Raw genomic sequence first — 15,334 nt, 5'->3', positions numbered from 1 at the left:
AGGGATAAGATTAAGAAAATGTTAACTTTTGAGTAGTTATACTCGCGCTATCCAGTAGCCTTAATTCATAAATCCCACTATCTGACTTTGCCAATCAGGAGCAAAACCGTAAAATGATTCCAAATGATTCCCTAGATACCCACTCTGCTCAGGTTGATCACGAACGACCTGATAAGCCGGAAGAAGCCTGTGGCGTTTTTGGGGTGTATGCTCCAGGGGAGGATGTCGCTAAACTGACTTATTTTGGTCTATATGCGCTACAACACCGAGGCCAAGAATCCGCCGGAATTGCCACCTTTGATGGCGACAAGGTGCATTTACATAAGGAGATGGGATTAGTCTCCCAGGTGTTTAATGAAAATATTTTAAATGAGTTAACTGGGAATCTGGCTGTCGGTCATACCCGCTATTCCACGACGGGATCAAGCCGTCGGGTGAATGCTCAACCGGCGGTGGTTTCAACTCGCCTGGGTTCCCTGGCTCTAGCACATAATGGTAATTTAGTCAATACGGGCGAATTGCGTGCAGAATTAACCCGGCGGGAATGTGATTTTCTGACCACCACCGATAGCGAAATGATTGCTTTAGCGATCGCTTCAGAAGTCAATAGTGGCAAAGACTGGTTAGAAGGGGCGTTAAGTGCTTTTACCCAGTGTCAGGGGGCCTATAGTTTAGTGATTGGGACACCCAAAGGAATGATGGGAGTCCGTGACCCGAATGGGATTCGACCATTAGTGATTGGAATTTTACCGACAAGTCCGCAACGGTATGTTTTGGCGTCGGAAACCTGTGGATTAGATATTATTGGGGCGGAATATCTGCGGGATGTGGAACCGGGGGAATTGGTTTGGATTACAGAAGAAGGAATGTCTTCTTTCCACTGGAGTCAGAAACCCGCCCGGAAATTATGTGTGTTTGAGATGATTTATTTTGCCCGTCCTGATAGTGTGATGTGTGGCGAAAGTCTCTATAGTTATCGTTTGGAAATCGGACGAATTTTAGCTAGAGAATCCTTTATTGATGCGGATATTGTGATCGGGGTTCCTGACTCTGGGATTCCGGCGGCGATTGGATTTTCTCAGGAGTCTGGGATTCCTTTTGCTGAGGGATTAATTAAAAACCGTTATGTGGGTCGGACGTTTATTCAACCGACTCAAAGTATGCGGGAGTCGGGGATTCGGATGAAGTTAAACCCGTTAAAGGATGTCTTGGAAGGTAAACGGGTGATTATTGTGGATGATTCGATTGTCCGAGGTACTACCAGCCGCAAAATTGTGAAGGCGCTGCGGGATGCGGGTGCTAAGGAAGTTCACATGAGAATTTCTTCTCCTCCGGTGACTCATCCTTGTTTTTATGGGATTGATACTGATAGTCAGGATCAATTGATTGCGGCAACAAAATCAGTGGAAGAAATTCGTCAACAGATTGAGGTTGATACTTTAGCTTATTTAAGTTGGGAAGGAATGTTAATCGCCACTCGGGAAGATACTAATACTTTCTGTTCGGCGTGTTTTACTGGGAATTATCCGATTGATATTCCTGAAAAGGTAAAACGATCTAAATTGATTTTGGAAAAATCGGTAACGGTTTAAATTCTGAAATATAATTTATAAACTTGCCCCCAAAAACCGGATTTTTGACCTAAGAAACCCGGTTTTTATCTTTATTTAACCACAAAGACACAAAGAATAGGATGTATAGCAAGAGGCAATAGGGAATAGGCAATCTCGCTATAGGTAAATACTTACTGTGAGCAGCTTTTAGCTTTCAAGAATGTCCTAATAGATGCGGCAACTGCTATAACCTAAGTTACAGATCACTTAATTCTGCAAATAATGTAGATAAAATTTGATTAGAAAGTAAGAAACCATCGGGATCTGTTAATTGAATAAAACCTTGATTTAAGTCCGGTTGAATGGTGTTAGAAATAGGTTGTTTTTGGGTATCTAAAAATTGAACTAATTCTTGATTTTTAAAAGGAATTAATATTGTTAATATTTTGGCTAGGGTTTCGGCTCCAAATTGTTGTGATAGATATTCTAAATTAATTCCTTCTGCTAACCGTAATCCTAACATTAATGTTTCTAATAGTTTTTCTTGGGTTGTATCGACAAATTCGGCAATATTGTATGAATAATTACCATTAACCCAGGCATAATATTCTTGTCGTTTTCGAGGTCGAGTTAAGCGATAACCCTGAAGATAACTTGCCGCCCCCATGCCAAAACCATAATAGGGTTGTTTTTTCCAGTAGACTAAATTATGTTGACATTGAAATTCGGGTTTGGCATAGTTAGAAATTTCGTAATGTTCATAGCCAGCTTGTGTTAAAAGTTGTTGAGCTAAACGATACATTTGGGCGGTGGATTCTTCCGTGGGTAGGGGAAATTCACCCGGAGTATAATATCGAGAAAAGGGTGTTTTATCTTCGACTATTAGGTCGTAAATCGAGATATGATTGGGGTTAATTTTTAATAGGGTTTTTAAGGAATATTCCCAATCTTCTAAGGTTTGTTCGGGTAGACCGGAAATTAAATCTAAACTCCAGTTTTTGATTCCAGTTTTTTCAATAATATTAATTGCTGAAAAAATATCATCAACGGTATGAGATCGCCCAGCTAATTGTAAGAGTTTATCCTGAAATCCTTGTACCCCTAAACTAATTCGATTTACCCCCAAATCCAGAAAACCTTGTAATTTTTCTTGATCGAAAGTTCCGGGGTCTACTTCCATAGAAATTTCTGCATCCGTAGCAATACCTAATTGTTGATCTACTAGATGTAAAATTTGTTCTAACTGATTAACCGATAATAAGGAAGGAGTTCCACCGCCAAAGAAAACGGTTTTTAAAGGAGAAATATTAGCAGAAACGGATTCTTGGGCAATTTCTTGACATAATACTTTTACATATTCTTGAATCATGCCAGAATTATCCCCATGTTTGCGATCGCCTACAACCGCAACGGCAAAATCACAGTAAAAACAACGGCGACGACAAAACGGAATATGTAAATAAGCGGATGTGGGTGATTCTAAAGATGGAAAACCGGGTTGAGATTGAGTGTTAGTGAGAATAGAAGAATTAGTCATATTAAGGGTTTAGGGAGATTGTGGACAATAATGGAGTCGGGATAATTAGTGCGGTCGGTTTTCCCTAGCGGTCGGATACCGATTAGGTTTCCCACTGAAGATATAATGGTACACAAACCCACGGATATCCTGAACGGGATTTCCAAACCACTCCCATCGGCTTAAAATCATGCTAGATGCAATCATTATTATTTTATTCATAATAGCTGGTGCTGGGACGGGCTTCTACGGCATCGAATTGCTTCCGAAACCCGTACTCGATCAAGTCACAAATATCGAAGGACTGCGATCGGTTACGGGTGCATTTACAGCTTTAATCGGAGGCGTAATTGGTTTAGTGGTGCAAACCACCTATCGTCGCCTAGAAGACCAAGTTCGCCAGATGCCTCTTGACGTATTAATCACCCGTGCTATCGGTTTGGTGATTGGATTATTAGTCGCTAATTTAATGTTAGCACCGTTATTTTTACTGCCTATTCCCAGGGAATTTGGGTTTATGAAACCTTTGTTTGCACTGTTATGTAGTGCCATGTTTGGGTTTACGGGCGTTAATTTAGCGGATACCCACGGACGGGCATTTTTCAGAATTATTAATCCGGGTAGTTTAGACTCAATGTTATTGGCGGAAGGAACTCTAAAACCTGCTTATACCAAAGTAATTGATACCAGTTGTATTATTGATGGTCGGATTGAAAGTTTGTTAGAAACAGGGTTTATTGAAGGTCAAATTTTAGTACCTCAGTTTATTTTACAGGAGTTACAATTAGTTGCTGATGCCGCTAATGATCAAAAACGGGTGCGAGGACGGCGAGGATTAGATATTTTGAATCGTCTACGAGAAGACTATCCCGATCAGATTTCGATTCATTCCATTGATTATGAAGAACCGCAAACAGTCGATGCCAAATTAGTCCGATTTGCTCAAGAAATCAATGGCACGCTATTAACCAATGATTACAATTTATCAAAGGTGGCAACGGTACAACAAGTTCCAGTTTTGAATATTAATGATTTGGTGCAAGCGATCCGTGCCTCCTATTTACCAGGGGATATTATTGAGTTGAAAATTAGAAAGGAAGGGAAAGAACCATCTCAGGGTATTGGTTATTTAGATGATGGTACAATGGTTGTTGTAGAAGATGGAAGTGAGTATGTCGGAGATTTGGTACGAGTAATTGTGACAAGTTCCTTGCAAACTTCCGCAGGTCGGATGATTTTTGCCCGTCCTGAACATTCTGTGATCGCTTGAATTTATAGGAATAGGGAATAGCCCCCCCAAACCCCCCGTGCACGGGGGGCTGTTTCATTCTCTAGGAAAAACTGTGTGACCTCTCCCCCAAATCCCCCGTGCACGGGGGGCTGTTCCCTAGCGCTATATTGAATTAATCACAAATTGACTAATTACTTCTGGCTGACGATTAATAATATTAGCTGGAATTGACTGGATATCTGTTTGGGTGTAAGGTTCAATTCCATAGACATTCACCTGCAATTTTTGAGTTTTTGGATCAACAATAAATTCAGTCCAGCCAAAATTATGAACTGCAAAATAAGACCCTTTAATTAACTCAGCATTCAGTTTTGTTTCATCTAAACCAATCGGATCATATCCGAATTGATTTAGTTGATTATTCAGAATATTTTGGACTAATTGATCTTTACTTGAAGCCGTATCTAACCCTGCGTAAAAATCCTTAGTATCCTGGGTAATAGTATCAATAGAACTAAAATTCATAATTTCTGACCCCCAAGTTCCAGGGATAAAGCTTTCACCTAAATTTAACTGATAACCGATGGGCCCTACAGTAATTTCAATCGCATCGGTTTTAATTTGAGGTTGATCAAAATTCAATTGATAGGTTAACTCATTAACAATAGTTCCTCCGGCACCTCCCGATACAAATACAACATTTTTAATATTATTTTGATCAATAAATTGTAATAAATCCCGACGTTCAGAGGCATATCCTTCCCAACGGTTAGCAGAATCATATAATCCTAAATTCTGAATTGGAACCGGAGAAAAAATAAATTTCCAACTCACCCCAGAGTTTTGTGCTTCTAATAAATCAATCTTTAAATCATCTAACTGTGCTTTTCCTAATAACGTCCGGTTAGGGTCAAAAGAAGATGCTAAAAATTGATTAATTTGACTATCTAAAGCCGGGTCAGGAACTTGAGGTAAAGGTGCATCTCTAAAAGAACGTGCATCTAATACAAATAACGCCCCATCACTGCCAAAAGGTTGATATCTATAAAGTTTTTCTTGATTAGTAGTACGAGGATCTCCGGTTTTTCCATAGACTTGATTTCCCACGGGATTATACTCTTTCCAGGCTTGTAAACCGATGTTAAATTGATCAGTATTATTAATAAATTGTCCGTCAGTTCCAAAAAATAACTGTTGAGGAGATAAAGCGGGAATTTCTCCCCCCGCAAAACCCGTAATTAAATTTTGATCATTCCAAGTGCTATATATTGTTGTTGCAGCTTGTAAATTTGCCCAAGGATTAAGTTCTAAACGGGGGGAAACAATCTCATTATATTTAGTTCTAAAATCTAGGGGAGTAACCGCTTGTTCAACGCCGGGTAAATCGGGGGAAATCGTATCAGCAGAAATGGTATTTCCCAATCCCACAAAAAAGTCTAAATTGCGTTCAGGAACATTATTAACCGACATATAGGGCATTAATTCCCCTTGTCCGTCGGCGGTGGCTCCAAATCTTAATCCCTGTTGGGTTCCAATAGCTGCTGGAGTGCGAAAACTTCCTACTGATGATGTTCCTTCTGCATTGGTAAACCGATAAAAATATTGAGTATTTGGAGTTAAATTATTAGCTGTTAACTTAACAGGTTCGGTAATATCTGTGACGGTAGTATAAAGGATTCCCAAAGGATTAATAAAACTAAGATTATTCCCATATTCCAGACTAACAGTTCCCGCCGCCGAACTACGGGTTAAAAATACCGTGGAATTGGGGGTTGTATCTCCGGTGGCGACTCGATTAGGTAAACTAGAACCTTGGGGTTGAATAAAGGGGGTAAATTGACGATTTTCGGCGGCTCCAATGTTAATATAATGTTCAATTCCGGTGAGTTCATCCCGGGCAACGGCAATGGCAACATCGGGATTTTTAGCTAAATAATAGTTAGAATTATAAAAGGGTGTGGGACTGCGATCTTCAAATTGTCCAAAGTTAACAAAATGCTCAATTCCGGTAATATTTCCCTGGGCAACGATGGCCGCAAGAGCCGGATTTTCGGTTAAATAATAGGTACTATCAAATAAAACACTGGGGCTGCGATTTTCCAACTGTCCCAGGTTAATATAATGTTGAAAACCACTGGCAAAAACTCCACTCTTAATCAATTGGGCAACGTCAGGATTTGTAGCTAAATAATAGGATTCATCATAGAGGGGACTGGGTTGGCGAACCTGAAATTGACCGGACTCAATAAAGTGTTGAAATCCATTAGCAATAATTCCACTAGCAACCGCCACCGCCACATCGGGGTTTTGTGCTAAATAAAAGGATTCATTAAATAAGCCATTGGCTGATAACATAAATACAATTTAATAGGGGACTTCCGATACTGGGTTGGGTTTGAAGACCAAACCCCTACAATAAAATATTACAACCTTGGGACGGATTTTTTGTTAATTTCCTAAAATATTGTGGTTAGTTTAATATTTAGAATCTAATATTACCTCCCAAAAAATAATCAAACTTTAGTCGGTTAAAATTGACTAAAGTTTGAGTTTTGAGCCTTCATTTTAATTCAAGGCTGTTGATTAATGATCAATTGATTTGAGATGGTTCGTGCGCCGTACTTAAACACCCTACAATTAACGATTATAACCCCCATTAGGATAGGGTTGATTGTTACGATTATAACGATCATAGCGATCGCTGCCATTATAATTCCCGTTATTGTTACCCCGTTGCCAAGTCGCATACTCCCGATCTAAATTTTGATCCAAATTAATATGAGCATCTCGAATCATTTGGGCTTTTTGGGCTGCGGATAAATTGCGATATTGAGGTTGATTCATATCTTGCCGCATTTGTTGTTCTAACTGTGCATGACGTTGTTGACGATATTGATCAAAGGATTGTTGACTATTGGGATTGTTAGGATTGTTGTTATTATAATTCCCGTTATTGTTACCCCGTTGCCAATTCGCATACTCCCGATCTAAATTTTGATCCAAATTAATATGAGCATCTCGAATCATTTGGGCTTTTTGGGCTGCGGATAAATTGCGATATTGAGGTTGATTCATATCTTGCCGCATTTGTTGTTCTAACTGTGCATGACGCTGTTGACGATATTGATCAAAGGATTGTTGATTATTGGGATTGTTGTTATTATAATTCCCGTTATTGTTGTAACGGCCATTATTATTATTATTAGATTGCTGTTTTTTCCAGGTTTCATATTCCCGGTCTAAACTTTGATCTAAAGTTTTATGAGCATCCCGAATCATTTGGACTTTTTGGGCTGGGGACAAATTATTATATTGAGGTTTTTTCACCTCCTCCCGCATTTGTTGTTCTAACTGTGCGTGACGCTGTTGACGATATTGGTCAAAATTATTTTGAGCCAGAATTAAATCTTGAGAGGGTTGTCTTGATAAGTCTGTATTAGTCCGGTTATTGAGCATCACAGCATGGGCTGGGAGCATTGAACTGGCTAATAATATTAATGTTGCTAAGGTTAATGTGGTTTTCATGGGTTAACTCAACTTAATAAAATTTTGAATCCCTTTATTTATTTTAGGCTAACATTTTTTTAGGGATTCTGCATCATCCCAAAAGATGATTTTAAAGGTCTTGATCAGACTTTTTAAGTTCTTTAGGGTAGATGGGAGTTAGTCGTTTCTCTAATTCCTGACTTACTCTAATAGTCGATAAAAATTATCAAAGGTTCCCTAGATGACTGTCAACTCTTGAACTGATAACTGATGACTGATGACTGATAACTGATAACTGTACTGCACAGGCTTTTAATTCCGGTTGGCGGGAGTCAGGACAGGCGTGGGGATGGGTTAAATTATTGGCTTCTGCATCTGCGGCCCACAACGCCCCCCAGTGCATCGGGACAAAGACGGTTCCAGGGGCAATAAAGGCAGTGACTTTAGCGGGAAATTGACAACTTCCCCGTCGAGAACAGACTTGCACAATATCGCCATTTTCAATCCCCAAATTAGCTGCATCTTTGGGATGAATTTCTATAAATGGGTCGGGGTGCATTTGTTGGGTTTTTGCCGTTCTCCCGGTGCGGGTGAGGGTGTGCCAATGCCCATATAAACGCCCCGTTGTCAACACATAGGGATAATCGGGATCACTGGGTTCAGCTAACCCCTTGGAATGGTAAGGGCCAAAAATCGCCCGACCGTCGGGGGTGGCAAAATAATTATTGGTGTAGAGGCGTTTGGAGGAAATACGAGAGTCAACTTCTCCTTCTGGACAGGGCCATTGGGTCGGCCCCTGTTGTTGCAAACGGTCATGGCTTAACCCTGACATATCACAGGGACGCCCTTGAGTAAGCTGCACAAATTCAGCATAGACATCCGCCGAGGTTTGGAAAGCAAATTCTTCCTTAAACCCTAAACGCCTACCGACATCAGCAAAAATCTCCCAGTCATGTCGGGCTTCTCCCAAAGGGATATCAAACCCCGGACAGTAGGTTACACGCCTTTCGGAGTTGGTCATCACCCCGGTTTTTTCACTCCATTGGGTAGCGGGGAGTAAAATATGGGCGTAGGGGGCGGTTTCCGTGGGATAGTAGGCTTCTTGATAGACAGTGAAGGGGGATTTTAATAGGGCGGCTTTGGTGCGTTTCAGGTCAGGCATACTCACGGCCGGATTGGTGGCGACGATCCAGAGAAACTGCACCTGATTCTGTTCTAAACCGATAATCATATCCCAAACGGTGCGTCCGGTATGGGGGGAAATGCGACCTGGGGGAATACCCCAAAACTGTTCAACTTGAGCCCGATGTTGGGGGTTAGTTACCGATCGATAGCCGGGTAATAGATGGGCCAGTCCTCCGGCTTCCCGTCCGCCCATGGCGTTGGGTTGTCCGGTGAGGGAAAACGGGCCAGAACCGGGTTTACCAATTTGACCGGTCATTAGGTGTAAATTAATTAGCGATCGCACTTTTGCCGTACCCTCGGAGGATTGATTTAATCCCATTGACCACATAGATAAAATCCGTTTAGATTCTTGCCAATAACGGGCAGCGGTTTCTAAGGCTTCGATAGTAATTCCAGAGGTTTCGGCAACTTTTTCGGGAGGATAAGATTGTAAAAGTTGAGCATATTCTTTAAAATTGCGGGTACATTCTTCCACAAATAGGGTATCAATATTTCCCGATTTTAATAATAAATAACCAATACCATTAAATAGGTCAATATCAGTTCCGGGGCGAATCGGTAAATGCAGGTCGGCAACTGCTGCGGTTTGGGTGCATCGAGGATCAGCAACAATTAGTTTAACGTGGGGATTTTTTTTATGATATTTGGCTAAACGATTAAATATAATTGGATGACATTCGGCGGCATTACTACCTACAATAAAAGCACAATCAGTTAATTCTAAATCATCATAACAACAGGGCGGCCCATCAGCCCCCAAGCTCTGAACATAACCTGAAACGGCAGATGACATACATAAACGAGAATTGGCATCAAAATTATTGGTTCCTAAACAACCTTTAAATAGTTTTTGTGCCACATAATAATCTTCGGTAACACACTGACCGGAACCGTACATACATAGGGCATCGGAACCATATTCATGACTAACGGTTTTGATCCGATCCACGATCAAAGTTAGAGCTTCCTCCCAACTCCCCTGGCGGAAGGGTTGATCTAGGGTTTCTCGAATCATTGGGTATAAAAGGCGATCGCGATGAATTGATTCGGTGACGGTGGCTCCTTTAACACAGACCATTCCCAAACTAGAAGGATGTTGGCGATCGCCTCTCACCTTCCAAACTGGGTTTTCCTGTTCATTTCGTTTAATATCTTGATCGGCTGTTGCTGTGGATAGAATTTCTAAACCACAACCGACACCACAAAAAGGGCAAAGGGTTTTAATTGATTTCATTGTTTTATAAAATAGTTGTTGGGCTAGTTGTTGGGCTTCAGCCCTTCATCTTTTGGGGCTTCAGCCCAGGAATATTGAGGGCTAAAGCCCAACAACGAATTCCAAAATTTATTTAATATAAAAATTGTTAACTCAGAGTGAGAAATTGGGATAATAATTAACTCCCAATTCCTCTTAAAATATTCCCTAGGGAACAGGTTTTAGATCCAAGGTTCCTACGGGAGTGAATGTCACCTCAAATTGCGTATAGGGAGTTTGGGTCACATCCGATTTCACTAACTTAGGCAGAGGGGTATTGTTCAGATTTTGAGTTGCATCGGCAGATTTAGCCTCATAACTCAAAATTTCCCCCGTTTGACTCACCTTAACTAAATAAACAGAAACTGCGGTCACGGGAGTGCTTGTCCAAGCCTCATTGATGTTAGCAAAAACCTCTTGATTCAACTTTTCTAAATCCGCCGCACTAGGAGTGGCTGTAGTGCTGCTACTGGGGGATGTTGCCATAGGAGAAGGCGAAGGCGAAGACGTTGTTGTTGGTGTTGTAGCCGGAGATCCGGTAGCAACAGGAGAAGGAGATGCCGTAGCCTCGGCTAAACTCCCTGGGGTTGGGGACGCCGTAGCAATGGGTGAGGGAGAAACCGTTGGAGATACATTTGTGGTAGGTGCGATCGCCGTTGTTGAACTGGGAGAGGGGGTTGTTGTTATTATTGTTGTGGTAGATGCAACGCTATTAGTGGGACTAGGGGAAGTCGTTGCCACCGGGTTAGGAGAAGCCACTGGGACAGACTCAGGGGATGGAGAAATACTAACGGAGGGAACTGTACCTGGGGATAAAGTCGCCGTGGGACTAGGCGATAAAGTCGGAGAGGGTGTTGTGATCGGAGTCGCGGTTTCCACAATCACAGGGGTTGACGTCTCCATTGTCGTTGAGGAAGATTCTGGGGTTTCTGCCTCTTTATTGGGGGTAGTAGGCGCAGAGGAGTTAAAAACTAATGATCCGACTAAGGTGGCGAGAATGACTCCCCATAGGGCAAATAACACTCCGGTTTTCGCCGATGGAGACATTTCTTCCGAGATCGTGGCGGAACTTTCTTCCTGGATTAATTCAGGTTCAGAAGGTTTAGCATAAGGATTTTCATTAGGGTTAGGATTATCGGGTTGCATATTCAGCACCTCTGTTGCTATAGGACTAGAACTGGGTGATATTGTAGTGCTTTGTGCCGATTCCATGTCAGATGTTGTATCTTCAGTTGTGTCTTGATCTTCTTCATGGTGGGCAAAGCGCCGGAATAGAAAATCGAGGGCATAGTTGCGTAATTCGTAGTATCGAGGATCTTCGGTGATTTTGGCGCGGTTACGGGGACGGGAGAAAGGAATATCTAGTACCTCCCCGATTTGAGCCGCTGGGCCATTGGTCATCATCACCAGACGATCGGCTAAAAATAAGGCTTCATCGATATCATGGGTAATCATCAGAACCGTAATTCGATGATCTTGCCAAATACTTAGTAGTTCTTCCTGAAGTTCTTCCCGGGTGATGGGGTCTAAGGCGCCAAAGGGTTCGTCCAAAATCAACATTTGGGGACGGGTAGCTAAAGCTCTAGCGATGGAAACCCGTTGTTTCATACCTCCTGAGAGTTGGGCGGGTTTTTTATTCGCTGCTTCCGATAACCCGACTAACTCTAAATTTTCCTGAACAATGGTTTTATGTTCGGCGGCGGATTTGTCAGGATATACTGACTCAACTCCTAACTGAATATTTTCTTTTGCGGTTAACCAGGGTAGGAGGGAATAGTTTTGAAATACTACCATCCGTTCTGGCCCAGGTTCGGTGATAGTTTTTCCCTGAACTGATACGACCCCAGTGGTGGGTTGATTAAACCCCGCCACCATATTTAATAGGGTAGATTTTCCACAACCAGAGTGACCAATAATGCAGATAAATTCGCCTTCTTGCACCTCAAGATTGACGTTTTCAAGTACAACATATTCACCTTTTGCTGTGTTATAGACTTTAGAAACTTGATCAATTACCAAAAAAGCATCGGATTTTGAAAATGGCATTGGTTTAGAAGAAATACTATCTAAAATTTGCATATTTTTTTAGACTAAACAATGGTTGACGATTAGACTGTTTTAGGCTGCTATGGGATCTAGGATAATTTCTTCAATCCGAATTTCTTGTTTAATCTTGAGATTTTTGAGATATTTAATCGGATCGTTAGGATTAAAAATAGTGCCATCAAGTAGCTTAACGCTTTGGCGATCGCGTCCTGTATCGGACAATCCTAATTCCCGGGCTGCTTGGCCATAAACATCAGTTCTTAATACCCTTTCTAGGATAGAAACCCAGTTTTTCGGGAAGGGTGTAATCCCCCAACGAGCCATTTCTGCCATGATCCAGAGAAATTCTGTAGCATCGGGGTAATTAGTTTTATCCACATAAAACTGATTGTAATTTATCAATAATTCGGCTGGTTGACCATTGCCCCGATCAACGGGGTCAATAAATCCTAAACGGGTATATTCTGGAGCCGATCCGATATATTCATCCCGACATAAGATCTCTAAAATTTCTTCTCGATTTCGCCGATCATCGCAATAGTCACAGGCATCAATTAAGGATTTTACTAGAGCAACATGGGTTTTAGGATAGCGATTTGCCCACTCCTCTTTCACCCCTAAAACTTTCTCCGTGTGTCCATTCGGGAAAATATCAAAACTATTAGCAATAACAAATCCTAACCCCTCATGAACAGATCGGGCATTCCAAGGCCCCCCCACACAATACCCATCAATATTTCCGGCTTTTAAATTGGCTTGCATTTGGGGCGGTGGAATCACCGTTAAATTAACATCTTGATCGGGATTAATACCCCCGGATGCTAACCAATAACGCAACATTAAATTGTGCATCGAACTGGGGTGAACCATACCCAAAGTATGCACTTTGTCAAGGTTATTTTCGATATAAATTTTAAAATCTTCTAGGGTTTTTACCCCATGTTCATATAAATTTTTACTCAGGGTAATCCCATTCCCATTTCGAGAGAGAGTCATGGCCGTAACAATCGGAATGGGTAGATTGTTTCCAAAGCCCAAGGTCATCGCTATGGGCATTCCTGCCACCATTTGCGCCGCGTCTAAACGACCTTCTACTACGCCTTGACCTAACAGTTTCCAACTGGTTTCTCGACTGAGGGTAACTTCGCTTAATCCATATTCCTCAAAGATCCCTTTTTCCTTAGCAATAATTAGGGGGGCGCAGTCTGTTAGGGGAATAAAACCCAGGTCTAAATTGACTTTTTCTAAGCCATTTTTAGCAATAACCATAGGTGCTTTTTTGGTAACTGATTTTTTGGCTTTTTTCTGTTGATTGAGAAAATAAACAACTTCATTCCGCAAGGCATAATAGCTGGGATGATTTACCACTTCCATCCGTTGACGGGGACGGGGAATATTCACGTCTAAAATTTGCCCAATATGAGCTTCTGGGCCGTTAGTTAACATTACAATCCGATCGGATAATAATAAGGCTTCATCGACATCGTGGGTCACCATGACGGCGCTGACTTGGTTGGCTTCACAGATTTTCATTAACTGCTCTTGTAACCCACCTCTAGTTAAAGCATCTAAGGCTCCAAAGGGTTCATCTAGGAGTAATAATTGGGGTCGAATGGATAGGGCACGAGCGATCGCGACTCGTTGTTTCATCCCCCCCGAAATTTCCCCCGGTCGTTTATCCGCAGCCTGTCTTAAACCGACTAATTTAAGATGTTTTTCAACAATTTCTTTTCGTTCAGTTTTAGGAAGTTTACGATACACTTCATCAACCGCTAAGGCAATATTTTCCCTAACGGTTAACCACGGTAATAGGGAATAATTTTGAAATACCACCATTCGATCTGGCCCAGGTTCTCGAACTTCTCGCCCTTCTAAAATAATCCCTCCTTCTGAGGCTTGATCTAACCCCGCAATAATATTTAATAGGGTAGATTTTCCACAGCCAGAGTGTCCAAGTAAGGTAATAAATTCCCCTTTATCAATTTTGAGTTCGATATTTTTTAGGGCAATATATTGTTCTCCATTGGGAAGATTAAAAACGCGATTGACGTGATCAACTTGTACGAATACAGACATAATTAAAGATTAGATTAGTTAAGGGTTAACAAGTATAGTTTCGGGTTTATTTCTGGTCGGCGGGAACCACTTTAGAAGCAATAAAACCAATGGTTCTATCTAGGATTAAACCGACGACTCCGACATAAATTAAAGCCACGATAATTGCACTCATTCGAGAACTATTATAGGCATCCCAAATAAAGAATCCAATCCCAACTCCACCGACTAACATTTCCGCCGCAATAATCGCTAACCAAGATAGACCAATCCCAATTCTTAATCCGGTGAAAATATAGGGAACTGCGGAGGGAAATAATACTTTAAAGAAGTATTTATGTTTGGGTAAACGTAAGACTCTAGCCACGTTTTTATAGTCTTGAGGAATTTGTTGTACCCCAACGGTGGTATTAATAATAATCGGCCAAATTGCCGTAATAAAAATCACAAAAATAGCCGCAGGATTCGATTGTTGTAAGGCAGCTAAAGCAATAGGTAACCAAGCTAAAGGCGGAATTGTTCTGAGAATTTGAAATAGGGGATCTAAGGCATCATACATAAAGCTATTACTCCCCACTAAAATCCCTAGGGAAATTCCCACGACCACCGATAAGCTAAAGCCAACCGCCACCCGTTGTAAACTGGCGATGACTTGCCAACCTAACCCTTTATCTGTGCCCCCATTATCGAAAAATGGGTTAATAATTAAATTCCAAGATTCTTTAACTGTTGTAATGGGAGAAGGTAAATTAGGATTTTCTCCTGAACATAATAGTTGCCAAATTGCCAGAAAAATAAAGACCCCAATCAAAGGACGAATAATTTGATTACGATTTTTATTAAACCAATTGAAAACAAAATTCAAAGGATTATTACTATTAGAAGTGGTTTTAGTGCCAGTAGTCATGATGATTATAAATTAGTTAGTTTTTTTCTCTTGCAGCCCCCCTTTACCAAGCAGGGGTTAGGGGGGATCATTGTTTATTAATATTATCTGTAGGAATTGTTAG

9 protein-coding genes are annotated in these 15,334 nt (G+C 41.3%); 2 read left to right on the top strand and 7 right to left on the bottom strand.

Annotated elements, in window-relative coordinates; genetic code table 11:
* Positions 1–113: 113 nt before the first annotated feature.
* A complete protein-coding gene (gene purF, locus NMG86_RS23185; RefSeq protein WP_026787886.1) occupies positions 114–1,592 on the top strand; it encodes an amidophosphoribosyltransferase in 1,479 nt (492 codons plus the stop codon).
* 217 nt (positions 1,593–1,809) lie between these two features.
* Here purF and hemW read toward each other — a convergent pair whose 3' ends face one another.
* A complete protein-coding gene (gene hemW / locus NMG86_RS23180) occupies positions 1,810–3,090 on the bottom strand; it encodes a radical SAM family heme chaperone HemW (protein WP_026796604.1) in 1,281 nt (426 codons plus the stop codon).
* A gap of 169 nt (positions 3,091–3,259) precedes the next feature.
* On the opposite strand from hemW, the gene NMG86_RS23175 reads away from it, so the two are divergent.
* Complete coding sequence (locus tag NMG86_RS23175) at positions 3,260–4,339, top strand: PIN/TRAM domain-containing protein (protein WP_026796603.1); 1,080 nt, start codon at positions 3,260–3,262, stop codon at positions 4,337–4,339.
* A 123-nt stretch (positions 4,340–4,462) separates the two neighbouring features.
* Here NMG86_RS23175 and NMG86_RS23170 read toward each other — a convergent pair whose 3' ends face one another.
* The 6 genes from NMG86_RS23170 to ntrB form a co-directional block, all read right to left on the bottom strand.
* On the bottom strand, positions 4,463–6,655 hold the full coding sequence (locus tag NMG86_RS23170) for an alkaline phosphatase D family protein (protein ID WP_026796602.1): 2,193 nt from the start codon (positions 6,653–6,655) through the stop codon (positions 4,463–4,465).
* Positions 6,656–6,937: 282 nt separating this feature from the next.
* Complete coding sequence (locus NMG86_RS23165) at positions 6,938–7,825, bottom strand: hypothetical protein (protein ID WP_026796601.1); 888 nt, start codon at positions 7,823–7,825, stop codon at positions 6,938–6,940.
* A gap of 187 nt (positions 7,826–8,012) precedes the next feature.
* Complete coding sequence (locus NMG86_RS23160) at positions 8,013–10,205, bottom strand: molybdopterin oxidoreductase family protein (protein ID WP_026796600.1); 2,193 nt, start codon at positions 10,203–10,205, stop codon at positions 8,013–8,015.
* A 186-nt stretch (positions 10,206–10,391) separates the two neighbouring features.
* A complete protein-coding gene (locus NMG86_RS23155; RefSeq protein ID WP_081694414.1) occupies positions 10,392–12,302 on the bottom strand; it encodes an ABC transporter ATP-binding protein in 1,911 nt (636 codons plus the stop codon).
* Positions 12,303–12,341: 39 nt separating this feature from the next.
* Positions 12,342–14,345 (bottom strand): ABC transporter ATP-binding/substrate-binding protein, encoded by a 2,004-nt coding sequence (locus tag NMG86_RS23150; protein ID WP_026796599.1) that lies wholly within the window; start codon positions 14,343–14,345, stop codon positions 12,342–12,344.
* 46 nt (positions 14,346–14,391) lie between these two features.
* A complete protein-coding gene (gene ntrB, locus NMG86_RS23145; RefSeq protein ID WP_026787879.1) occupies positions 14,392–15,231 on the bottom strand; it encodes a nitrate ABC transporter permease in 840 nt (279 codons plus the stop codon).
* Positions 15,232–15,334 lie beyond the last annotated feature (103 nt).

Origin of the sequence: Planktothrix rubescens CCAP 1459/22, from assembly GCA_904830895.1 — a bacterium.
GTDB lineage: Bacteria > Cyanobacteriota > Cyanobacteriia > Cyanobacteriales > Microcoleaceae > Planktothrix > Planktothrix agardhii.
This window is presented reverse-complemented; position numbering and strand designations above follow the sequence as displayed.

Excerpts from the sequence above, each read along its gene's own strand:
- purF (WP_026787886.1), top strand. The coding sequence starts at position 114 with ATGATTCCAAATGATTCCCTAGATACCCACTCTGCTCAGGTTGATCAC.
- hemW (WP_026796604.1), bottom strand. The coding sequence starts at position 3,090 with ATGACTAATTCTTCTATTCTCACTAACACTCAATCTCAACCCGGTTTT.
- NMG86_RS23175 (WP_026796603.1), top strand. The coding sequence starts at position 3,260 with ATGCTAGATGCAATCATTATTATTTTATTCATAATAGCTGGTGCTGGG.
- NMG86_RS23170 (WP_026796602.1), bottom strand. The coding sequence starts at position 6,655 with ATGTTATCAGCCAATGGCTTATTTAATGAATCCTTTTATTTAGCACAA.
- NMG86_RS23165 (WP_026796601.1), bottom strand. The coding sequence starts at position 7,825 with ATGAAAACCACATTAACCTTAGCAACATTAATATTATTAGCCAGTTCA.
- NMG86_RS23160 (WP_026796600.1), bottom strand. The coding sequence starts at position 10,205 with ATGAAATCAATTAAAACCCTTTGCCCTTTTTGTGGTGTCGGTTGTGGT.
- NMG86_RS23155 (WP_081694414.1), bottom strand. The coding sequence starts at position 12,302 with ATGCAAATTTTAGATAGTATTTCTTCTAAACCAATGCCATTTTCAAAA.
- NMG86_RS23150 (WP_026796599.1), bottom strand. The coding sequence starts at position 14,345 with ATGTCTGTATTCGTACAAGTTGATCACGTCAATCGCGTTTTTAATCTT.
- ntrB (WP_026787879.1), bottom strand. The coding sequence starts at position 15,231 with ATGACTACTGGCACTAAAACCACTTCTAATAGTAATAATCCTTTGAAT.